Origin of the sequence: Rhizobium sp. SG741 (assembly GCF_012275435.1) — a bacterium.
GTDB lineage: Bacteria > Pseudomonadota > Alphaproteobacteria > Rhizobiales > Rhizobiaceae > Rhizobium > Rhizobium lusitanum.
The window spans coordinates 333,053-354,956 of record NZ_JAAZQP010000001.1 but is presented as its reverse complement, the minus strand read 5'-3'; the positions used below and the strand labels follow the sequence as shown (position 1 = coordinate 354,956).

24 protein-coding genes and 1 other RNA gene are annotated in these 21,904 nt (G+C 60.5%); 6 read left to right on the top strand and 19 right to left on the bottom strand.

The window, feature by feature from the left end:
• Nucleotide 1 precedes the first annotated feature (1 nt).
• Genes FHT29_RS01790 through ruvC form a run of 3 tightly spaced genes read right to left on the bottom strand, consistent with a single transcriptional unit; the run spans nucleotide 2 to nucleotide 1,230 of the window.
• Nucleotides 2–421: a type II toxin-antitoxin system VapC family toxin gene (locus FHT29_RS01790; protein ID WP_037196497.1), complete on the bottom strand. Its 420-nt coding sequence runs from the start codon at nucleotides 419–421 to the stop codon at nucleotides 2–4.
• Entirely contained in the window at nucleotides 399–662 is a 264-nt protein-coding gene (locus FHT29_RS01785) for an AbrB/MazE/SpoVT family DNA-binding domain-containing protein (protein ID WP_047555377.1), read from the bottom strand. Before FHT29_RS01785 ends, FHT29_RS01790 begins: the two co-directional genes overlap by 23 nt.
• A 55-nt stretch (nucleotides 663–717) precedes the next feature.
• Nucleotides 718–1,230, bottom strand: a complete 513-nt coding sequence (ruvC, locus tag FHT29_RS01780) for a crossover junction endodeoxyribonuclease RuvC (RefSeq protein WP_047555376.1) — start codon at nucleotides 1,228–1,230, stop codon at nucleotides 718–720.
• Nucleotides 1,231–1,424: 194 nt separating this feature from the next.
• Between ruvC and FHT29_RS01775 the strand changes: the two genes are divergently transcribed.
• Nucleotides 1,425–2,423: an LLM class flavin-dependent oxidoreductase gene (locus FHT29_RS01775; protein ID WP_047555375.1), complete on the top strand. Its 999-nt coding sequence runs from the start codon at nucleotides 1,425–1,427 to the stop codon at nucleotides 2,421–2,423.
• 65 nt (nucleotides 2,424–2,488) lie between these two features.
• Here the strand turns inward: FHT29_RS01775 and FHT29_RS01770 are convergent, their stop codons facing one another.
• From FHT29_RS01770 to FHT29_RS01760, 3 genes are all read right to left on the bottom strand, one after another.
• On the bottom strand, nucleotides 2,489–2,926 hold the full coding sequence (locus FHT29_RS01770) for a DoxX family protein (protein WP_037196493.1): 438 nt from the start codon (nucleotides 2,924–2,926) through the stop codon (nucleotides 2,489–2,491).
• A 102-nt stretch (nucleotides 2,927–3,028) separates the two neighbouring features.
• A complete protein-coding gene (locus FHT29_RS01765) occupies nucleotides 3,029–3,490 on the bottom strand; it encodes a tetratricopeptide repeat protein (protein WP_208864998.1) in 462 nt (153 codons plus the stop codon).
• 22 nt (nucleotides 3,491–3,512) lie between these two features.
• Nucleotides 3,513–4,487, bottom strand: coding sequence for an MBL fold metallo-hydrolase (locus FHT29_RS01760; RefSeq protein ID WP_168599045.1), 975 nt, complete (start codon nucleotides 4,485–4,487; stop codon nucleotides 3,513–3,515).
• Nucleotides 4,488–4,821: 334 nt separating this feature from the next.
• Between FHT29_RS01760 and FHT29_RS01755 the strand changes: the two genes are divergently transcribed.
• A complete protein-coding gene (locus FHT29_RS01755) occupies nucleotides 4,822–5,610 on the top strand; it encodes a sigma-70 family RNA polymerase sigma factor (RefSeq protein ID WP_246702970.1) in 789 nt (262 codons plus the stop codon).
• Nucleotides 5,607–6,410, top strand: coding sequence for an anti-sigma factor (locus tag FHT29_RS01750; RefSeq protein WP_168599044.1), 804 nt, complete (start codon nucleotides 5,607–5,609; stop codon nucleotides 6,408–6,410). Before FHT29_RS01755 ends, FHT29_RS01750 begins: the two co-directional genes overlap by 4 nt.
• 59 nt (nucleotides 6,411–6,469) lie before the next feature.
• On the opposite strand, the gene FHT29_RS01745 is transcribed toward FHT29_RS01750, so the two are convergent.
• The 9 genes from FHT29_RS01745 to FHT29_RS01705 all read right to left on the bottom strand — a co-directional run bounded on the left by FHT29_RS01745 (nucleotide 6,470) and on the right by FHT29_RS01705 (nucleotide 16,666).
• Nucleotides 6,470–7,216, bottom strand: coding sequence for a YebC/PmpR family DNA-binding transcriptional regulator (locus FHT29_RS01745; RefSeq protein WP_047555371.1), 747 nt, complete (start codon nucleotides 7,214–7,216; stop codon nucleotides 6,470–6,472).
• 113 nt (nucleotides 7,217–7,329) lie between these two features.
• Nucleotides 7,330–7,881: a hypothetical protein gene (locus FHT29_RS01740; protein WP_141694054.1), complete on the bottom strand. Its 552-nt coding sequence runs from the start codon at nucleotides 7,879–7,881 to the stop codon at nucleotides 7,330–7,332.
• Between the two features lie 85 nt (nucleotides 7,882–7,966).
• Nucleotides 7,967–8,806, bottom strand: coding sequence for an MBL fold metallo-hydrolase (locus FHT29_RS01735; protein WP_168599043.1), 840 nt, complete (start codon nucleotides 8,804–8,806; stop codon nucleotides 7,967–7,969).
• Nucleotides 8,807–8,932: 126 nt separating this feature from the next.
• A complete protein-coding gene (locus tag FHT29_RS01730; protein WP_047555368.1) occupies nucleotides 8,933–9,757 on the bottom strand; it encodes a TIGR00282 family metallophosphoesterase in 825 nt (274 codons plus the stop codon).
• A gap of 3 nt (nucleotides 9,758–9,760) precedes the next feature.
• Nucleotides 9,761–10,348 (bottom strand): 5-formyltetrahydrofolate cyclo-ligase, encoded by a 588-nt coding sequence (locus FHT29_RS01725; protein ID WP_047555448.1) that lies wholly within the window; start codon nucleotides 10,346–10,348, stop codon nucleotides 9,761–9,763.
• A gap of 103 nt (nucleotides 10,349–10,451) precedes the next feature.
• The gene (locus tag FHT29_RS01720) at nucleotides 10,452–11,129 is read right to left on the bottom strand and encodes an HAD family hydrolase (protein ID WP_047555367.1); all 678 of its coding nucleotides are present in this window, start codon (nucleotides 11,127–11,129) and stop codon (nucleotides 10,452–10,454) included.
• A gap of 241 nt (nucleotides 11,130–11,370) precedes the next feature.
• On the bottom strand, nucleotides 11,371–12,768 hold the full coding sequence (locus FHT29_RS01715) for an AcvB/VirJ family lysyl-phosphatidylglycerol hydrolase (protein ID WP_037196481.1): 1,398 nt from the start codon (nucleotides 12,766–12,768) through the stop codon (nucleotides 11,371–11,373).
• On the bottom strand, nucleotides 12,765–15,374 hold the full coding sequence (mprF, locus tag FHT29_RS01710) for a bifunctional lysylphosphatidylglycerol flippase/synthetase MprF (protein WP_037196479.1): 2,610 nt from the start codon (nucleotides 15,372–15,374) through the stop codon (nucleotides 12,765–12,767). Before mprF ends, FHT29_RS01715 begins: the two co-directional genes overlap by 4 nt.
• A 431-nt stretch (nucleotides 15,375–15,805) precedes the next feature.
• Entirely contained in the window at nucleotides 15,806–16,666 is an 861-nt protein-coding gene (locus FHT29_RS01705) for a helix-turn-helix transcriptional regulator (protein ID WP_047555366.1), read from the bottom strand.
• A 102-nt stretch (nucleotides 16,667–16,768) separates the two neighbouring features.
• Between FHT29_RS01705 and FHT29_RS01700 the strand changes: the two genes are divergently transcribed.
• Nucleotides 16,769–17,587, top strand: coding sequence for an SDR family NAD(P)-dependent oxidoreductase (locus FHT29_RS01700; RefSeq protein WP_047555447.1), 819 nt, complete (start codon nucleotides 16,769–16,771; stop codon nucleotides 17,585–17,587).
• A gap of 43 nt (nucleotides 17,588–17,630) precedes the next feature.
• Nucleotides 17,631–18,347 carry an SDR family oxidoreductase gene (locus FHT29_RS01695; RefSeq protein ID WP_047555365.1) on the top strand — a complete coding sequence of 239 codons (717 nt, stop codon included), beginning with the start codon at nucleotides 17,631–17,633 and terminating at the stop codon, nucleotides 18,345–18,347.
• A gap of 42 nt (nucleotides 18,348–18,389) precedes the next feature.
• On the opposite strand, the gene FHT29_RS01690 is transcribed toward FHT29_RS01695, so the two are convergent.
• A complete protein-coding gene (locus FHT29_RS01690; RefSeq protein ID WP_047555364.1) occupies nucleotides 18,390–18,827 on the bottom strand; it encodes a helix-turn-helix domain-containing protein in 438 nt (145 codons plus the stop codon).
• Between the two features lie 127 nt (nucleotides 18,828–18,954).
• Between FHT29_RS01690 and FHT29_RS01685 the strand changes: the two genes are divergently transcribed.
• Nucleotides 18,955–20,754, top strand: coding sequence for a chloride channel protein (locus FHT29_RS01685; RefSeq protein WP_168599042.1), 1,800 nt, complete (start codon nucleotides 18,955–18,957; stop codon nucleotides 20,752–20,754).
• Between the two features lie 71 nt (nucleotides 20,755–20,825).
• Here the strand turns inward: FHT29_RS01685 and ssrS are convergent.
• From ssrS to FHT29_RS01670, 3 genes are all read right to left on the bottom strand, one after another.
• Nucleotides 20,826–20,984, bottom strand: a non-coding RNA gene (gene ssrS, locus FHT29_RS01680) — 6S RNA.
• 69 nt (nucleotides 20,985–21,053) lie between these two features.
• A complete protein-coding gene (locus FHT29_RS01675) occupies nucleotides 21,054–21,431 on the bottom strand; it encodes a cell division protein ZapA (RefSeq protein WP_037196472.1) in 378 nt (125 codons plus the stop codon).
• A 51-nt stretch (nucleotides 21,432–21,482) separates the two neighbouring features.
• Nucleotides 21,483–21,758, bottom strand: coding sequence for a DUF4164 domain-containing protein (locus tag FHT29_RS01670; RefSeq protein WP_015341018.1), 276 nt, complete (start codon nucleotides 21,756–21,758; stop codon nucleotides 21,483–21,485).
• Nucleotides 21,759–21,904 lie beyond the last annotated feature (146 nt).

Below are 21,904 nucleotides of genomic sequence, written 5' to 3'. Positions count from 1 at the left end.
GTCAGGGATGGGTTTCAGGGGAAATGAGGTCGAGCGAAGGAAAGTGGGAACGATAGCGCGAGGCATCCCGTGTCAGCAGCCTGTGTCTTCGCCACTCGGCATGGGCACCGATGAGAAAGTCCGGAAGGGTTCTCTCCCTTTGGCCACCGGCGAGCCGATATAGACGATGCGCCTTGCCGGCTCGAAACGCAGCCTCGAAGGGTATGGCTTCGCGCTTCATGTCGAGCCAGGACAAGGCGACCGTCAAGTCCTCCTCACTCAAAGGCGAAGCAGCGAGTTCCGACCAGACCACGGGGCTGATAACGAGATCACCCTCTCCGATACATTGTTTCAGCAACTTTGCCGACCATTGCCGCTGGGCCGATGCCGGACCGAGGATATCGATGAAGATGTTGGTATCAACGAGGGTCGACGTCGTCACGCGGACCTCTCAGAAACTCCATAAATTCGTCGGTTGTCATGCCGCCAAGGTCCATCGTACCCCCGACGCGCTCCAGCCAATCGTCGAAATCGCGAATAGCCGGATCCGATGCCTCGGCGATCTTGACGAGCATCGCCCCGCTGCCCGAGGCGATAAAATCAACCTCCGAGCCCGGGCCGATGCCGAGCCTGTCTCGAATTTCCTTCGGGATGGTCACCTGACCTTTTTCCGTCACACGCATGGTAATACCTCTTCAGTAATACTTAGCGGCCAACCCGGAACAGGTCAAGAACAAACTACTCTGCCAATGCCGCCTGCCGCAGCCGGTTGGTGCCGCGATTATGGGCGTGGCAAATGGCAATGGCGAGTGCGTCGGCGGCGTCATTGCCCTTGAACTCGACCTTGGGCATCAGGATCTTCAGCATCATATGAATCTGCTGCTTCTCGCCATGCCCCACACCGATGACGGCTTTCTTGACGGCATTCGGCGCATATTCGGACACCGGCAAACCCGCGCGCGCCGGCACCAGCATGACGACGCCGCGCGCCTGCCCGAGCTTCAGCGTCGCCACCGCATCCTTGTTGACGAAGGTCTGCTCGACGGCAGCTTCATCCGGCTTGTAGCTATGAACGATCTCCGCAAGCCCGTCGTGAAGCTGGCAAAGGCGAGAGGCGAGATCCATATCGCCGTCCGAGGTCACCGTTCCCGATGCAACGAAACGCAGGGAATTGCCAAGTATATCGATAACCCCCCAGCCGGTGCGGCGCAGGCCCGGATCGATACCGATGATGCGAATCGTGTTTTGCATGGGTCAACCTATCTTTCAGGCCGAAGATGTGCCAGCAAAATGTGAACAAAACAAAAACAAGCCACAGATTGCCGGCGGTTCCCGCCGCGCTGAAAGCATCGTGACGAAATCGTGGCGGCAGGGTTTGGAATGAGGCCCCGGCGCTCCTACATGGTGGAAACACATCCTCCCTTTCACCACGCAGGTTTCTTGCCATGGTTCCCTTTTCCATCCTCGATCTTTCGCCCGTTGCCGAAGGCAGCACCATCCGCCAGTCCTTCGACGGTTCGAAGCGCATGGCGCAGAAGGCGGAGGAGCTCGGTTACAACAGGTTCTGGCTGGCCGAGCACCACGGCATGCCGGGCGTCGCCAGTGCCGCGACGGCTGTCGTTATCGGCCATGTCGGCGCGGCAACCTCGCGCATCCGCATCGGTTCGGGCGGCGTCATGCTGCCGAACCATTCCCCGCTTGTCATCGCCGAGCAATTCGGCACGCTGGAAGCCTTGTTTCCCGGCCGTGTCGATCTCGGCCTCGGCCGGGCGCCGGGCACCGACATGCGCACGGCGCAGGCCCTACGCCGCAACATCGATGCCGGCGCGCAAAGCTTCCCCAACGATATCGTCGAGCTGCAGCATCTGTTCAGCCCGGCCGACGAGAACCAGATCATTCTCGCCGTTCCCGGCCATGGCGCCAACGTCCCGATCTGGCTGCTCGGCTCCAGTCTCTACAGCGCCCATCTCGCCGCCATGCTCGGCCTTCCCTATGCCTTCGCCTCGCATTTCGCGCCGGAAGCCCTGCTTGACGCGGTCGCCATCTACCGGGAACGTTTCACGCCATCGGCAACGCTCGACAAGCCCTATGTCATGGTCGGCGTCATGGGCTCGACGGCAGATACGGATGAGGAGGCGCAATACCATTTCACATCGGCACAGCAGCAATTTGTCAACCTGCGCCGCAATGTACGCGGCCCCTTCCCTCGCCCGCGCAAGGACATGGACGATTTCTGGACGCCGATGGAAAAGCTGAATGTGGAAAACACGCTGCGCTATGCCGTGGTCGGTTCCCCGGCGACCGCCGAGGCGAAACTCCGGCAATTCATCAAAGATACCGAGGCTGACGAGGTCATCATTTCGATGCCGATTCACGATATCGAAGCGCGATTGAGATCGGTTGAGCTGTTCGCTACGCTTCCGAGCTTCAAGAAGGTGTCCTGACTTTCGAGTGCGAACTATCCGGTGAGCGGATCTTCTGTGAGCGGCTCACCGGGCGATCGACGAGGTCAGGATACGAGCCTCGTCTTCCAGTGGCGCCGGATCAACATATCCAACGACAGCTTGCCGGCGCCGGCGACGATCAGCACGAACATTCCACCCGAGATCGCCAGGTCTTTTTCGAAGTGCAAGAGTTCATTGTGACTGGCGAAGTTCGTGTGAAACAATAGCGCTGTCAGCAAGCAGAACAGGCCGAGACCGAATGCCGCCAATCGGGTCGTGAACCCGAGCGCAATGGCAAGGCCTGCAGCAAGCTGCACGGCGATGGTTGCAGTCGCGATAGGTGCGGCGACGCCAAGCTTTGCCATGGCTTCCAATGCATTATCGAAATGGCTGGCGAGTTCGATGCCCTCTTCCAGAAAGAGTAACGACAGCAGCATGCGGCCGAACAGCAGTGCCATGTCCGCCATATTGACGAGAGCGGCACTCTCCTCTTCGTATTCCATGGATTTCCTCCTTCACTGCAACATCCGGGCGGTTTCCGCTCTCGGCGGCATCTCCACGACTTGGTCGAATGGAAATGCCGCCGGGTCAGTTGGGGCCGAGTTCTAGTTGCTTGCCTTCGCGGCGATCGCCTTGGTCAGATCATCCAGCTCCTCGCAGCCGCCGGGGCAAAGTTTGGTGAGTGTTGCAAGCTGTTCGCGAGCCTTGGGCATGTCGCCGGTTTCGACATAGAGTTCGCCGAGATATTCATGCGCGCCCTTGTGATCCGGCTGCAATTCCAACGCCTTGGTGTAGTAGGTCAGCGACGTTCGATAGTCCCCGGTCTTGCGCAGGGTAAAGCCCATCAGATTGTAGACATCGGCCTGCTGATGCTCCTCGGCGATATCGCGAAGCTCGGCAAGCGCGCCGACATAATTCTTCGCATCGATCTTGGCGCGCACCGACGTCAGATCCGGCGCGTCGGTGGCCTCCATATTGTCGACGGCGAAGGCGACGCCGGCCGTTGCGGCGGGAATGACGATCACGGCGCACAGGCCGGCAATTCCGAGAATGGCATGTTTCAACATGGTCTTGCTCCTTCTTGGCCGCTCAGGCCTGGATGGTGGGGGTGAATCCGTAGGCGTTGCCGTCCTTGACGAAGGTACCGGAGCCGGGGAACGGAAAATGCGAGCCGCAAATCCTGATCTTGTCGGCAATAACGCGGTCGATCAGCTTGCGGCGGGTACCGACGGCCATCGGGCCGTCCTGGTCGTAGGCTCCCTGCCATTCGGGATGGGGGGCGAGCAGCGCCGGCACGTACATGATGTCGGCCGAGACCATCAGCTGCTCGTTGCCGCCATCGACGAGGAAGACCGAGTGACCGGGGGTGTGACCAGGCGCGGCCATGATGCGCACGCCCGGCGCGACCTCGGCGCCATCATCTACCAGCCGCCAGTTCTTCCACGTCGGAAAGACGGAAGCGATGCGCCTGCCCGCTTCCTTGCGCCCCTCCGCCAGCTTGTCGACGCGGCCTGGATCGGTCCACCAGTTGTACTCGGTGGCATTGACCACAAGCTCGGCATTGGCGAACACCGGCGCATTCGTTCCTTTTTCCATCAGGCCCCAGACATGGTCCGGATGGAAATGCGAGATCATGATCGTGTCGATTTTCTTGTAGTCGATGCCGGCGGCGGCCATGTTGGCCGGAAGATGCGTGGCATTGGTCTGCCACTGCCCGACGCCCGACCCGGCATCCATCATGATCTTTCGGCCACCGATATCGAGGACGACGACGGTCAACGGAATGGGCATGAACTCCGTCGTCAGGCCGGCCTTGGAAAGCGCCTCTTTGGTGTCATCGACGGAGGCGTTCTTGATGAAGGCCGGATCGTGCGGCTTGCGCCAAATGCCGTCATAGACGGCCGTGACGTCGATCGAACCGACCTTGTATTTGTAGAAGCCCGTCGTCGGCTCCAGTGGGGTCACGGCGAAGGCTTGCGGAATGAATTCGAGCTTCGACGACAGTCCGAAGGCTGCCGCAGCGGCGGCCGTCCCGAGCACGGCGCGGCGGGTCATGTCAAACATCGCGATATCTCCTCAAGGTTATGGCTTTGGGGCCAGGCGGAGGGCGCTGCAGATTGCCGCCCCCGCTGAGGAAGAAGATCAGCGACTGCAGGCACTTATTCCCTGCAGCACGGAAGATTCATTCAAATAATTGAATTTAATAGGCTATTTTAGCTGGATGCCGAAAGCCCGGATCGCAATCCGCTGGGTGCAGAGCGCCTGGGGGCACCGTCTTCGACTTTTTCGCATCCGATCGGGAATAAAACCCGAGCAAGTGCGATCTACGTCTTTAGGCAAGATTGCAAGCGCCGGACCCGAGGCTTACAGTCAACATCGGCGTTTCGCGGGGACCATGATGACAGACGCCCAGATTATAAGCGCGATTTCATTCGACCGCCGGTTTCACGCCATGAACTGGAGTCGCCTGCAAGCAAGCGTGATGCGCAGCCTGGAGCCGCTTCTCATCCGGTTGGTTGGCCCGTTTGCCGGACCGAAGGCGCACGGAACGAAGGAGGCCAGCTACTCCAGCCTCATGATGGTGGCCGAGACAGCGGCAAATGACGAACCGCGCCTGCATACAATCTCATCGTCGGACGAAACCATGCGCCGCTTCCAGCGCACGATCGTTCCGCATCTGGATGCCGCCTATAATTTCGCGCGCTTCTTGAGCAGGGATGCCGATGCCGCCCAGGATATCGTGCAGGAGGCATTCCTGCGCGCCTATCGCGGCTTTGGCGGCTTTCGCAATGGCGATGCCCGGGCCTGGACATTCACCATCGTCCGCAACTGCTATCACGCGTGGCTGCAGGAAGGGCGACGCAAGACCCGTTACGAACAGCCGATGACCGATGGCAATGACTCACCGGAGGATCCGCCGTCGTCCGAACCGGCCTCCGAGGAAGACACCCCTGAGGCGGCGTTAATCCGCAAGGCGGAAACGCTGCGGGTGCGCCAGGTCATCAACATGCTGCCCGATGCCATGCGCGAAGTCCTCGTCCTGCGTGAGCTCGAAGATCTTTCCTATAAGGAGATCGCCGAAATCATCGATGCGCCGATCGGCACCGTCATGTCGCGCCTTGCCCGCGCTCGCCGCGATTTCGGCGAAGCCTGGCGCAGCCTCGACGCGAAAGGGGCGGCGCGGTGAGCAACGGGGAACACAGTGATCACGGCGAATGGAGCGACCTACTGCATGGCTTCATTGATGGCGAACTCGATCCGGCCCACACCGCAAGTTTCGAGACGCATCTTGCGACCTGCCGAGAATGTGCCCACGAGATGGAAGAGGCTCTTATGGTAAAACGCCTTGCCGGCCGCGAAGGAGTGAAATGGCAGGCACCGGACGCCGTCCATGCACGCGTCCAGGCCGCGTTGGCGCTGGAACAGGTCATGATGGCACGCGCCGTGGCGGCAACGATCCAAACGGAGAACCCATGGCGTAGCTTCTGGCGGTTTGTCCGGCAATGGAGCTTTATACCATCGCTCGCAGCCCTGGCAGCCAGCCTCATGCTGGTTTTGAACATGCCGCAGCAGAGCCAAACGATCGAAGATCAGCTTCTTGCGAGCCACGTGCGCTCGATGCTCGCCGATCACCTGACCGACGTGCTGACCTCGGATCAGCATACCGTCAAGCCGTGGTTCAGCGGCAAGATCGATTTTTCTCCACCGGTGGTCGATCTGGCGGCACAGGGTTTTCCCCTTGTTGGCGGCCGCGTGGACTATCTGAACGGTCGGGTCGTGGCGGCGCTGATCTACCACCGGCACGGCCATATCATCAATCTCTTCATCTGGCCCGGCACGGCCACCACTCGCAGCAGCGCCGAGAAGGAGGGCTACAATTTCGCCGAATGGTATGCGGACGGGCTGGTCTTCTGGGCAGTATCCGATGTCAGCGCCACCGACCTTTCTGCCTTTCGTGATGATTTCTCGCGCGCCACCGCACCCTAATGCGCAAAAAAGCCAGCCGCATGGGCTGCGGCCGGCTTTTTGCAAGCAGTTTATCCGTATCAGGCCGAGAGCTTCGCCAGCACTTCCTCGGTAACCTCGAAGTTCGAATAGACGTTCTGTACGTCGTCGTCGTCTTCGAGGCTGTCGATAAGCTTCATCAGCGACTGAGCCTTTTCTTCATCGACCGGCACATTGTTCTGCGCGCGCCAGATCGCCTTGACCGTTTCGGCCTCGCCGAGCGTCGCTTCGAGCGCCTTGGCGACTTCGTTCATCGCTTCGAAGCCGCAGATGATGGTGTGGCCCTCTTCGTCGCTCTCGACGTCATCGGCGCCGGCTTCGATCGCTGCTTCCATCACCTTGTCGGCGTCGCCGACTGTCGGCTTGTAGGTGATCTCGCCGACATGGTCGAAGGAGAAGGAGACCGAGCCGGTTTCACCGAGCGCGCCGCCTGCCTTGGTGAAGATCGAGCGGACGTTGGAAGCCGTGCGGTTGCGGTTGTCTGTCAGCGCTTCGACGATGATCGCCGTGCCGCCGGGGCCGTAGCCCTCGTAGCGGACTGCATCGTAGTTTTCGCCGTCATTGCCGGCCGCCTTCTTGATGGCGCGGTCGATATTATCCTTGGGCATCGACTGGGCCTTGGCGTTCTGGATCGCGAGGCGCAGACTTGCGTTCATGGTCGGGTCAGGCAGACCCGCCTTGGCGGCGACGGTGATTTCACGCGCCAGCTTCGAGAACATTTTCGAACGCACCGAATCCTGACGACCCTTGCGGTGCATGATGTTTTTAAACTGTGAATGGCCAGCCATGGCACCCCTGTTCACGTCTTTTGTTGGGAATGGCCGCCTTATAAGAGCGAAGCGGCCTTCATTCAAGCAAAAAGCCGGATAATGGCGTCGGTCGAGGCCTTCCGCCACTATTCCTACGGTTTGACGGCAAGCTTGCCTGCCCGAATATCCGCAACGGTTTCCATGGCCTTGTTCAATCCCTCGAGCGACGCGCGTTCGTCCTTGATTACGGGCCGCAGATCGGGCGACCAGTCATTGATGGCGCCAACGCGCGCTAGGAAAGTGCTACCGCTTCTCATCTGGTGAATGATCCGGCTTGCCGGAACGCAGCCCTGTGCATCCGTAGCAACCGCCGGATGGCTATCAACTCTGATCAAGGCAGTCATGCCCGGCGCATCATGCGACAAGAGGCAGACGCGTTGCGGTGTTGGTGAACTTCCGTAGTCGATGAACAAAGCCCCCGACAGGGACGTAATGCTGCAATTGCGTTTGTCAGTCATTGCATCGGTTGGGCATGACACGCTCCAACTGCCAGCGGCTAACAGATTTGCGCTTTTGCCGACAGAAACAGTTCCCTGACTGAATTTTTGGAGGCGATAGCCATCGGGCGTCGTGTTGACCGGGTTTGATGAGACGCAGCCCGATAGCGCTGCAGCTATTATTGTAGTCAAAAGAACCCGATTCATGCGCTTCCCCCAATGGTATGGCGCAATCAATCACGGCCAGCGGAAGTTGCATAGGTGAGTAGGATACATATCCCAACGAAAATCGTCACAGCCCCTTGAGCACATAGATCAGCGGCTTGCGCGGCAAGGTCTTCACCGACACCGTGACGCTCGGGGTCGGCGCGTAGGCGACGTCGAAGTCGGGACCGAACAGGGCCAGGAACTGATCGACCGGTGGACCCCAGCGATGCATGGGCAGGATCAGCGACGAACGCAGCCTTTTCACCACCCGGCTCATGCTGTCAGCCCCCATGGTCAAGCCGCCGTCCACGGGCACCATCACGACGTCGAGACGGCCGATCTCGGCATATTGCTGGTCGGTAAGCTCGAAATGCAGATGCCCCAGATGGCCGATGCAGAGACCGGCGACCTCGAAGATGAAGATCGAATTGCCGTTGGGCTCGATGCCGCCGCCCCAGGAGCGGATATCGGTCACCACGTTGCGGATCAGCGTGTCGCCGACGGTCAGGTGGATCTTTGCCGGTTCGCCAGGCGTGTCGCTCCAGCCATGCAGCACATATTTGATCGCCGGGTCGGGCGTCAGCGTGTAATGGCTCGGATGCGCCTTGTTCATGGTAACGACGTCGGGGGTATGGGGCGGCGAATAGGCGCCGCTGAAATCCGTGGCGATGGAAACGCCGCCGGGCGTCTCGATGAACAGGGTCGCATGACCGAGGAAGGTGATTTTCACATCGCCATTGACGGGATCGTTGGCGGGTGTCGGGCCTTGGTTGGAAAAGCTGGCGAAAGTCGCCTTGGGCAAGGACTGCGCAATCGCCTGGCATTGGCTGGGCTGAGGGCCTGAAGGCTTCTCCTGGGCGTCCGCGGCGCTCCAGCCCGCCGCAGCCAGCAGAAAGAACACGGCGAAGACAGGAAACCGCAGCATCTGCCACCCCTTCAAGCCCAGGAAGGCCGGAAGGATGCTGCATGACCGAAAACAGGTCCAGCGCCAATCGGACACGATTGCTCACAATCGCGTCATTGCGCTTCGTCGATTAATTGCAGGGCACGATCAGCGCCAGAACTCGGGAATGGTCTCGGCCAGACGCGGCCCGAGCCTAAGCGGCGCGATCTTCTCGGCAAGCCCCGTCGCATCCGATATCTCCACGCCGACGCCGCAGATGGTGGCCGGACCGGATGCCGCTTCGAACCGACCCTTCGGCATTTTCGAAATGAACCGGTTGAGCGGCTCCTCCTTCTCCATGCCAAGCGAGGAATCATAGTCGCCGCACATGCCGGCATCCGACATGTAGGCTGTGCCACCGTTCAGGATCTGCGCATCGGCGGTCGGCACATGTGTATGCGTGCCGACCACAAAGCTGGCGCGGCCGTCGACGAAATGGCCGAAGCATTGTTTCTCGCTGGTCGCCTCCGCATGAAAGTCGAAGATGATGGCGTCCGCCTGCTCCTTCAGCGGGCAGGCATCGAGGATGACCTCTGCCGATTTAAAGGGATCGTCGAGCTCCGGATGCATGAAGACGCGGCCCATGATATTGGCAACGAGCACGCGGGCGCCATTGCGCGCATAGTAGATACCGGAGCCGCGGCCGGGCGTGCCGGCCGGATAGTTGGCGGGACGCAGGAACTGATCGTGGCGCTCGCAGAACACCACAGCCTCCTTCTGATCCCAGACATGGTTGCCCGTCGTCACCACATCGGCGCCGGCATTTATTGTTTCGAGGAAGATGTCCTCGGTGATGCCGAACCCGCCGGCAGCATTCTCGCCATTGACGATGACGAAATCGAGCTTCAGATCGGACACGAGCCCCGGAAGGCGGTCCCATACCGCAGTTCGTCCGGTCTTGCCGACCATGTCACCCAGAAAAAGCAGCCGCATTCGCTATCCAATCGCTTCCGAAACGAAATTGAGTCCGCTCTCGGTCAAAATCGCGTCAAGACGGACATCATGCGGCTCAGCCGGTACTGATGGCACTTCTTGGCAATCGAATGCAATGCCGATGAGCCTCGGATTCAAGCCTTTTTGATGCAGACGGGTGATGGCGCGGTCGTAATGGCCTGCTCCGTAGCCGATGCGATGGCCGGTGCTGTCGAACGCCGAGAGCGGCACCAGCATGATATCGGGATCGAGCACTGCCGCATCGGGCCCCGGCCCGGAGGTGCCGAACCCGGTCGCGATGAGCGCTGCACCCGGCACGAGCTCGCGAAAGACGATGGTGCTCCGGTTGAGGATCACGGGCACGCAAAGCCGCGCACCGCGCTCCCTGAGCCGCGCCATCAACGGCCTTATATCCACCTCGGACCGGATCGGCAGAAAACCGGAAACGATCGCTCCCGGCGCGACATCGATGGCATCGCCACCATGGGCAGCCATGGCCAGTCCCATCTCGATGCGTTCATCGGCTGGAATGGCGTCACGCGCCGCCAGACGCTCGTTGCGATATTGGGCTTTCAGCTCTTTGGGGGTCATCGGATCTTCGCGATTTTCTGTGATATCACGAAAACATAATGAGCCGGCGGCCTAATGCAATGCGCGAAAACGACATCTGGCGATGGTATGATGCGAGCCGCAATCAACCACTCGTGCGCACGACGGACATCTTTCCGTCGCCATCCGTATGCGCGCGGACATTTTCATAGTTCAGCAGCGTCGAGTGGCCGGTTTCCACCGGATGGGAATGCGTGGCGGTGATCACCATCACATCGGCGCCTGCGGCTTCGCCTGCCTTGATGCCGGCCATCACATCCTCGAACACAAGGCAATCGGAAGTGCGCAGGCCAAGACGTTCCGCCCCGAGAATGTAGCACTGCGGGTCCGGCTTGCCGACCTTGACGTCCTCGGCGGTCACGATGAAGCGCGGCACCGGGATGCCGGCAGCGTCAAGTCGGGCCATCGCCAGACGGTACGGGGAAGAGGTCACGATCGCCCACCGCTCCGGCGGCAGGGACGCGAGGAAATCGATGGCTCCCGGCAGTGCGACCACGCCCTCGACGTCGGCAATCTCCGCCTCCACGATGCCCGCCGACTCGGCAACCGGATCGACGCCGGGCAGGTTCAACTGGCCGATCGTATCGACACCGCGTTTGCCATGCATGGTCGGCATGAACTTTTCAACGTCCAGACCCTTGCTGCGAGCCCAATTGCCCCAGACGCGTTCGGCGGCTGCGATCGAATTGATGATCGTGCCATCCATGTCGAACAGGAAGCCGGAGTAGGCTTTGGTGAAGGCGGAAGAGGATGCAGCGGACAAGGCAGGCCCTTTCTGGACGTGAAAACGAGCGGCCGGCGCAGCCGCGCCACTCGCAATATGTGCTTCATCCGACTAACGACAGCCGCGGCAAGAAGCAAATGATTGCTGAGCAACGGGCGTAGGAAAAGCCCGTTCATTCGTTTCAACCGATGCGACATCGGAAGAAAGCGCTTGCATCACCATCGGCAGATGGCGAAACGGAAGCGTGCGACTGAAGAGATCAGCCGCACGCCTCGATCAGTTATTCGCCGAGGCGGCTCTTCAGACCATTGATGATATGGTTCGCCAGCGCCTCGTAGTCGTCATCGAAATGGTGACCACCATTCATGGCAATGACTTCGGCGCCGGTGCCCTTCAGCAGCGGGCATCCGACATCCTCGTCGTCGTCCTTGCCGTAGACGCATTGCACCATCTTCGGATTGATCGACTTGAGGTCATTGATGGGATCGCCGCCCTTGCCCTCGCTCGAAGCACCGAGCCAGCCCATGACCGAAATCACGTAATCGACCTTCTTCGACAGCGACAACAGGGACATCTGCACGATCTTGTCCTTGTCTGGCTGCTGCAGGCGGTTGTAGCTCGCCGGCAGCACATCGGCACCGAACGAATAACCGATCAGCACGACATGCTTGACCTTGAAGCGCTTGGTATAGAACTGGATCATGCGCGCGAGATCGTTGGCAGTCTGTTGCGGATCCCGCTCCGACCAGAAATAGTGCAGCGAATCCACACCCACGACCGGAATGCCCTGATCCTGCAGATAGCTGCCGACTTCCTTGTCGATGTCGCGCCAGCCGCCGTCGCCGGAATAGACGATCGCAAGCGTGTCCTCCGTCGGCGTGGTTTCCATGACATCAACGGGCAGGCCGAGCGGCGATTTCGCGCTGTCGATCGACTTCATCAGGTCCGCCAGCGAAGCCTCGAGCGTCGCATAGGTATCGTCGATCCCGGAATCCGTGGTCTGGACCTCGGGATGATCCTTCTGGATCTCCTCGACGTGATCGCGTCCATCCTTCGGAGCATTCGGCGTGAAGGTCACGAGAATCGGGTTCGGCAAAGCACCTTCCTGCAGGCCGAAGGACACCATGTCGCCATCGGTCTTCTTCTCGGCCGGCGTGCAAAGCTCTTGCTTCAGCCCGATGCCGGATGTCGGATCCACGGCAACCGTTCCGGCAACCGTGGCATCCGGGGTCTGCGCGGCTATCGTCAGTGCCATGGCGCCGCCTGCGCCGACGCCGGCGATGATCGGCAGCTGATAGGTGCTGTCGGCAAAGGAACGCTGCACCTGCTGGCTCAGTGATTCCAGATCCGAGACCATGTAGATGCAGCCATCGTTCTGACTGACGTCATATTTGTTCAGCGAAGCCAGGAAGGACGGGTAATCGATGCCGATGACCAGCGAGCCACTGGCGACGAGCTTGTCGGCAACCGCCTTCTCCTTGTCGCCCCAGCCTGCAACGTCGGAGATTAGAACGACCTCGCTCGTCACCTTGCCTTGCGGGCGCAGGATATGCGGCGGCGAAATCATGCCCAGATCGTATTTGGTATCGTCTTCGTCGGCCCGCGCCGAGCCTGAAGCAAGCAGACCCATCGTCAGCATGCATGTGAAAACCAATGATATTGCGTATTTCAAGATCATTTCCTCACGACCCCCTTTAGTCCGCCCCCGATGAGGAATGTGGCATCCATCAACGCGATCATGGGACTCACACCTCCCGAAACAGCCAGATAGCGCGGCTGCCATTCGGGATGGAATTTGGATTTGAAGGCACGAAGCCCTTTGAAATTGTAGAAACGTTCGCCGTGCTCGAACACGGTCCCTCCGACCCTGTCCCAAACCGGCGCCGACTCCCGTCTCGACATGCCCGAAAGCGGCGCCATGCCCAGATTGAATCGATAAAACCCCTGCTCCTTGAGGTATTCGAGGATCTTCACGAACAGAAAATCCATCGATCCCTTCGGAGCATCGGGCGAAAAACGCATCAGATCGACGGACCCCTCCTCCTTGGTTTCCGTCATCAGAATATTCGCAAAAGCGACGATCTTACCATCCTTTTTCAACACGCCGACCGGCTGCGAGCTCACGTAGTCCGGATCGAAAGCGCCGAGCGAAAAACCCTTTTCCTTGGCATTGTGATCTGCGAGCCACGTATCCGAAACATGCTCAAGCTGGTCCATGATTTCGGGCACATGTTGAGGGTCGATAACGGCAAATTCTAGTCCGTCACGCACTGCTCTGCTCGCTGTTTGCCGAAGATTGGCCCATTTGCCGCCCTTCAGCTCGAAATTTGCGAGCTGAACCACCGCCAGTTCGCCAAGCTTGAAGGCACGCAGGCCGGCATCCGCGCAATAGGACAACAGCGCTGGCGAGATCTGATAGAAGACCGAGCGGCAACCGGCGGCACGGGCAGCCTCGACAAATCGCCAGATGAGATCGGGGAGTGCCTGACGTGGGCCGACGGGATCGAACAGCGCGATCCACGAACGGCCCTGCTTGCCATACATGATGAAGGCATCGCCCTTTTCGGAGAACATGATGCTCTTATCGCCCATGCGCACCAGATTGGCGTCGGCGACCCCCTGTTTCCGGACGATTTCGACGGCCCGTTCGACCGCATGGTCCGTAACCGGTTCCAGCCGCTTCGTCGCCGGACGCAACAGGCTGAAGATCGCGATCGCCGATGAAACAATGGAAATGCCGAGCACGGCGCGAAGGCCGCGCGGGGCCTCGTCTGCGAATTCAAATTGCCACCAGAGCTGATTGCTGTAGCCGACATCGCGGTAGACGAAGAACAGGATGACGACGGCGCCGATGCAGATGACGGCAATGGCCGTCAACCATCCGGCCGTGAGCGCTTGGCTCAGCAGAGATGCCGGGCGGGTGAACAGCCGGCGGCTGACGACGAGGCTGAAGACGAGAAACGCCAGCAACCCGGCCTCGACGATGGCAATGGCCTTCAAGAGCGATAGCAGCAGTGCAAACACCGCCGAGAAGATCGACACCCACCAGGCACCGTCGAGACGCTGGCTGAGACCGCGCGCGGCAACGATCATGGCCACGCCCAGAATGCTGGAAAGGAAATGCGCGCTTTCGACGAGCGGCAGGGGCACATAGTCGGAAAGGACGATCAGGTTCTGGTCGGGCGTTGGTGTCACGCTCGAAAATACCAGCATCATGCCGAGCAGCAGCCCGAAAGCCGACAGCAGCTGTGGCATCAGCCTGCCACCGACACGGCGCATGCTGGAGGCAACCGGATGATCGACGAAACGGCGCAATTCCGCCACCGAGATCGCCGCGATCGCGATGACGAGCGGAATGACGTTGTAGATGACGCGATAGAGAACCAGCGAACTCAGAACGGCGTCCTCATTCACCGAGCTCCCGAGCCAGGCGATGATGATCGTCTCGAAAACGCCGAAGCCGGCTGGAACGTGACTCAGCACGCCGAGACCGACAGCGATGGCATAGATGGCCAGAAAGGCCGGCCAGGCGATCGCCGTTTCAGGCAACAACACGTAGAGCACAGAGGCCGATGCCGCGATATCGAATGCGGTCACCAGGAATTGCCGCGACCAGGTGCGCGAATCCGGCAGACGAACGGCGATCGGCCCAATGCGCACTTCCCGGCCGTTGCGGCCGATAAAGACAACGAAGGCAAGTGCCGCAAGAATGGCGACGGCAATCAGACGAAGCCACAGGCCGTCGACATTGATCAGCGGTCCGATCTCGTCGGCGATGACCAACAATGCGATGGCGCCGACGGCGGCAAGGCCGAGGCCGAAGGCAAGTGTTACGAAAGCGATGACGCGGGTGATATCGTCAGGCGACAGGCCGAGCCGCGTATAGGCGCGGTAGCGGATCGCGCCGGCGCTGAGCGCGCCGAAGCCAGCGGTATTGCCGACCGCGTAGGCGCTGAAAGAGGTCAGCGCCACATGCGGAAATGGCAGCCGCTTGCCGATATATTCCAGCGCGTTCTGGTCGTAATAGATCAGGGAGACGAAGCTCAGCCCCGTAAACAGCAGGGCGAGCAGGATGGAGGAAATCTTCGTCGTCGTCAGGGCATGCACGACGTCGTCGTAGCGCACTTCATTGGTGAGATCGAAGATTGCATAGGCGGCAATACAGAAGACGGCGACGGTCAGAACGGCGACGATCAGCGTGCGGTAGCGGTTCAGAAAGCCGCTGATACCGCCACGCTCTTCCAATTCTTCATCGGCTTTTTCCAAATCGATCGGCGTCGACATGTTCTACCTGTTTATCTTGACTTTCGCCCGGCCCGATTGCTCGGATATTCAGTAACAGCGACGATGCATCTTCGTATTGCCGTCTACACTTCTTTCGACAGGCCCGTTGTCACGCGAGCTCCCATCATTCTGAATTTAGGCAATTTTGGCGCAGGCCCCATTCCACCAGCGCTGGATCGGCCATTATTTAAAGGAATTTGTCATTCATCCCGAATTTTAGCTTATCCACACACAAAAGTGATCGTTGCATCCCACCTTAGGCGCAGCTCCCTATCAGGAAATTATAACAAGGTCACCTCTCCCCACGCGCCTTTCGAACGAACATATCGTCCCACCCTCACTCGCGCCCGCAACGCAAGTTTGCTTGAGCGTTTCAGGCTGATCATATGCAGCGCTGCCGAGCGACGCAGCCAGCCGAGATAAATGCGGGATCAGGCCTTCTCGTTCAGCCGCAGCAGCTCCTTCAGCTTCTCGTCGGTCCCGCCCTCAAGGGGTGTGTAGACGACCAGCTTCATATCCGTTCGATCGATAACGGCAAGCGCGGTATATTCAAACGTCATCATGCCCCCGTGCGGGTGGCACAAGCGCTTGTGGCCGGCCAGCGGCCGCTGCACCTCCTGCCTGGGCCACCAGGCGCGAAACTCCGGGCTATCTCGCATCAAGGTCGTTACCAGCCGCTCGAAATCAGGATCGCCGGCATAGCGGGCGCTATCGGCACGGAACATCGCCAGAGAGGTCGCCGCAACGCTCTCCCAATCGACCAGAAGCTGCCGATGCGTGGGATCGGTGAATACGCGATGTATTGTATTACGGGCATCGCCCTGCAACAGGCCATAATCCCCGAAAATTGCCACAGCAGCCGAATTCCAGGCCAGCACGTCCCAGCGTCGGCCGAGGATATAGGCCGGCTGGCCGCTCAGGCTTGCCAGCATCCGCCGCAAAGATTCGGGAACTTGTTCCGGTCCCTGCGATATCGTCTCTGTCGGCGGTCGATCGCTCAAGGCAAAGAGATGCCGCCGCTCGGCAGCATCAAGCCTCAAAGCGTCGGCGAGCGCCGACAGCACTTCCGCCGATGCGCGTACGTCCCGCCCCTGCTCCAGCCAGGTGTACCAGGTGGCCCCGACGCCGGCGAGAAGCGCCACCTCCTCCCGCCTGAGCCCCGGCGTCCGCCGGCGGAACCCGCCCGGCAGCCCGACGCCGGCCGGCGTCAGCTTCTCCCGGCGCGAGCGCAGGAAAGCACCGAATTCGCGGCGTCTGGCGGTGAGAACCGCCTCGTTCTGATGGATGTTCATCCATGCATCATAGCAGGATCGATACTAGGATAAAGCCGGAACTGTTTATCGCCTTCTCAAGCTGTCAAATATCGTCGCGGAAACGAAATGGAGGCGCCGGCGATGGACATGAGCGACAAGACGATACTGATCACCGGCTCGACTGATGGCGTCGGCAGGCGGGTCGCAGAACGGCTAGCCCTGACGGGCGCGATGGTGCTGGTGCACGGCCGCGACAAGCCGCGCGCAGAGCATCTGCTGTCCACCATTCGCGATGCGGGCGGCAAGGCGGCCTTCTACCCGGCCGACCTTTCGTCGCTGGATGATGTGCGCAGTCTGGCGGATGCGATCGAACGCGACCACACTCGGCTCGACGTTCTGATCAGCAATGCCGGCATCGGCACCGGCGGCGGTAACGCAAAACGCGAGCTCAGCCGCGACGGGCATGAACTGCGCTTTGCGGTGAACTATCTCGCCGGCTTCCTGCTGACACGCCGCTTGTTGCCGCTGTTGAAGGCAAGCGGCCATGCACGCATCGTCAATGTATCCTCCGCAGGACAGCAACCGATAGACTTCCGTGACGTCATGCTGACCCGCGACTACAGCGGCGCGCGTGCCTATTGCCAGAGCAAATTGGCGCAGGTCATGTTCACCCTCGACCTTGCCGAGGAACTGGCCGGCTCGGGCGTTACCGCCAATTGCCTGCACCCGGCAACCTATATGGATACCACCATGGTGCGACAGGCCGGCGCAGCGCCGATCAGCACCGTCGATCAAGGTGCGGACGCCATTCTCAATCTCGTTGCCGGTTCCGACACCGAAGGCTCCTCCGGTCTCTATTACGATGGGCGACGGCCCTCCCGCGCCAATGCCCAAGCCTATGATGCAAGCGCCCGCGAGCGCCTGCGCACCCTCAGCCGGGATCTTACCGGCCTCGCCTGACCTCATCAATTCCATCATCCACATTCAAAAAAGGAAACACGACATGTCACACCAACATGCTGTCATTATCGGCGGCTCGTCCGGTATCGGCCTTGCAACCGCAGCCGATCTTCTCGAAAAGGGCTATCGCGTCACGATCACGGGTCGCGACGAGACCAAACTGCAGACGGCGGCGCAAAGCCTTGCGGGCGAGGTCGCGACCATCGTCATGGATGCCGCTGATCTCGACACTCTTCCCGAAGCCTTCAAGACGATCGGCCCTCTCGATCATCTCGTTCTGGCGCTCGGCGGCGGCAATGGCGGCGGCCCCTTCGCCATGGTCGATCTCGCCGACCTCAGGAAGGGCTTCGAGCAAAAGACATTGGCACATTTTGCCTGCGCTCAGGCCTGCCTTCCCTTTCTTTCGAAGGAAGGCAGCATCACCTTCGTCTCGGCCGTCTCTGCTCAAGCCGCCCTGCCAGGCACGGCTGGACTCGGCGCCGTCAACGCCGCCATTGCCGCGCTTGCGCCCATTCTGGCGGTCGAGCTGAAACCGATCCGGGTGAATTGCGTTTCCCCCGGCGTCGTCGACACGCCCTGGTGGGATTTCATCGGCGAAGATCAGAAGGTGCCGGTTTTTGCCGGCTTTGCCGCGCGCGCCCCGGTTGGGCGCATCGGTCGCCCCGAGGACATTGCCCAGGCCATCGCCTTTCTGATCGGCAACGGTTTCACAACCGGCCACACATTGATCTGCGACGGCGGAATTCGCCTCGGCCAATGATGCCAATCGCGCCATTGTCGATGCCGATCGGCAATGGCCCTCTCATTCCCGACCGACATCCGCCTGAAGCCGTGTCAGGATCTCGATCAGCTTCGGCGCCATGTCGCGGATTTCGACAAGGTGGATGGCGCTCAGGCGGTGGAGGACATCCTCGGATTTTTGCGTCAATTGCAGCGTCTGGCGTCGCTTGTCCGCAGGATCGGTATTCCTCGTGGCATAGCCGGCGTCGATCAGGCGGCCGACCAGTTCGGTGGCGGTATGAGGGGCGATCAGCAGCCGCTCGGCCAGCATGCCGATAGTCATCGCCTCGCCTGAGCGGCTCCCCTTGATGGCAAGCAATGCCTGGTGCTGCTGTGGCGGCAGGCCGGCCTCATGCGCTGCGGACGTGCTGAAATCCGTGAATTTGCGCAGTGTATAACGCAAGGTGGCCAAGGCTTCGTAATCCGCCTGCGACAAGGTCTTTTCCAAACTCTGCACCATCAAATCGTCCTTTTTTGCCGCAGCCGGCGATCTCAGTTGATTTATATCGCATTACGATATATTTGCCATCTCGATCCAGGGAAGCGGCTGAATGATGGCCGTGCACGCTTAGCACAGAAGGCAGCCAATGCAGGACACCGGCACTTTGCAAAATCACAGTCACGATTTCTCCGGAGGAGCCTCCCGCAAGGACAATGGCGATTTCACCACCGATAAGCGCGTCCTGCTGCTGGTGGCCATGGCGGTGGTGGTCGGCACTGGCGGCGCCCTTGCCGCCTGGGCGCTGATCAATCTCATCGCACTTGTCAGCAATGCCGTCTGGCTGTTCAAGATCAGCACGGAGCCATTATCCTTCACCACGGTGGCGCGCTCGCCCTGGATGGTGGCGGCACCCATCCTCGGTGGCCTCGTCATCGGACTGATGGCGCGCTATGGCTCGGAGACGATCCGCGGCCATGGAATTCCGGAAGCCATCGAGGCCATCCTGATCGGCGGCAGCCGAATGTCGCCGAAAGTGGCGGTGCTCAAGCCGCTGTCATCCGCCATCTCCATCGGCTCCGGCGGCCCCTTTGGCGCGGAAGGTCCGATCATCATGACCGGCGGCGCCATCGGCTCGCTCTTCGCCCAGCTGTTCCATCTCAGCGCCGCCGAACGGAAGACGTTGCTTGTCGCCGGCGCCGCTTCAGGCATGACGGCCATCTTCGGAACACCCATCGCCGCCGTGATGCTCGCCGTCGAGCTGCTATTGTTCGAGTGGAAACCGCGCAGCTTCATTCCCGTCGTCGTCGCCGCCTGTGTCTCGATCATCTGGCGTCCGATGCTGATCAGCAGCGGTGCATTGTTTCCGGCGCATTTCGAGATGGCGCTTTCATGGTGGAGCATTCTGTTCGCCGTAGGCCTCGGCATCATCTCCGGCTTGCAGTCCGGCCTGCTGACGACCCTGCTTTATCGGATAGAGGATGCATTCGAGAAACTGCCGATCCATTGGATGTGGTGGCCTGCCCTCGGAGGCTTGGTGGTCGGCCTTGGCGGATTGGTCGAGCCTCGCGCACTCGGCGTCGGCTATGACATCATCGCCGATCTGCTGCACAGCCGCATCTCCGCGGGCGCCGTCCTGGCGATCCTCCTGGTCAAGGCTGGCATCTGGCTGGTTGCTCTTTCCTCGGGCACGTCGGGCGGCGTATTGGCGCCGCTCCTCATTCTCGGCGGCGCGCTCGGCTGGCTGGTGGGTCTCGTCCTGCCGGGCGATCCCGGCTTCTGGGCGTTGCTGGGCATGGCGGCGATGATGGGCGGCACCATGCGTGCGCCGCTGACAGGCACCTTCTTCGCCGTCGAACTAACAGGAGACATGAACGCGCTGGTGCCTCTGCTTGCGGCCACGGTCGCGGCCTATGCCGTCACCGTTCTGCTGTTGCGCCGTTCCATTCTGACAGAGAAGATCGCCCGGCGCGGCCAGCACATCACCCGCGAATACGGCATCGACCCGTTCGAGCTGACGCGTGCCGCCGACATCATGATGTCCAAGGTGGATACCATGCCCGCGACCATCCGCCTGTCCGAAGCTTTGGCTCAGATGACCGAGCGACCGGATGCGCATCGTTTCTATCCCGTCGTCGAGAGCGACGGGCGCTTGGTCGGCATGATCTCGCGCGCCGATGCCCTTCGTTGGCAGAACCGACCGGAACTGGGTGAACAGTCACTTTATGACATGATCTCGGACAGCTCCATTCCGGTGGTGCATGCCGAAGACACGGTCGGTCGCGTTGCCGACGTGATGATACAGGCCGATACCGGGCGCGTTCCCGTTGTGGAAGCGCAAACCGGGAGGCTTGTAGGTCTCATCACCCGGAAGGATCTGTTGCGGCTGCGCAGCGCGGGAAATCGCGCAGAGCTCGAACGCGGAGCCTTTCTGCGTTCAAGAAGCTAAGGGAGGAGGAATGGCGTCGGCGGGGCACCAGAACCTCGCGGCGCCTTCTTTCGCTGACTGCAGAAAATTAAGAGCGATCCACGACGACCGATGGATGTTTACGATCCTGGGTGCCTACAAACGTAGGTGGGCGCCGTGTGTCTAAGCCCAGGGGCCTAGCCAGGGACAGCTCCCTTTGGATCGAGTATGGCCCCAGGGATTGTGGTTCCTGTCGGGAAGCGCAGACCGCACGTCCTATATAAGGCGGATTCCTGCATCGCACCAGTGGGTGTGAGCAGGCGGTTCGAGAAATATGATACTCAATTCGGCTCGGCGCTCGACCGGACCAGCAGTTTTTCGGTGATACCCTGAATCCGCGTCGTCACCTCGTCGATGACAGTGGCCAGCGTTTCATCGGCGCGGGTACTGGCGGCAAGCACGGTGTCGCGGTTGTTGCGCAGGTTCTCAAGTTCGGCTTCCAATGTAGAGACGCGGCGCGTCAGCTCCGACACCTCATCCATGATCATGATGCCTGCCATGACGGTCAGGCGCAGATCGCCAATCTCGCCGAACTGGCTCTTCAAATGCAGAACATAGCGGTCGAAACGATTGGCGAGATCCGTCAGATGCTCTTCCTGCCCCTCTTCGCAGGCCATCCGGTAGGCTTTGCCGTCGATCGTTACCGTTACCTGTGCCATTCGACTTTCCGATCATTGCCGCTGGTGGCGACGGCTGCGCCCCGTGAAGGATCAGCGGTCCAGCACGGCTCTTATGGTTTCCATCGCCGTAACAAGTCGGCGCGACACTTCGCGATTGACCTCCTCGAGCCGGTTCGCGCGGAACTCGGCCTGGTCCAGCTCCTGGGCGAGACGCGAGCGATCGGCATGGACCCGTCGGACCTCGCCTTCTATGTCGCTTTGCGCCCGCTCCCGTTCGAAACGTCCGTCGACAGCGCTTTCCAAAGTCGAAAGCGCCTGGCGCAACTGGGCGAGCGCCGCATCCACCGTTTTGCCTGAAGGTGTCATGCCTTTCGATACTCCGCGCAAGGCCCGAATCAAAACATCCGGCCACTTGTCTGATTTCGCAACAATATTCAACTTGGCGACTGCACGTCAATAAAGGCAGCCCTGCGGCAGGGGGCCTAATCTGTGGATGACTGACCCGTTTGCCG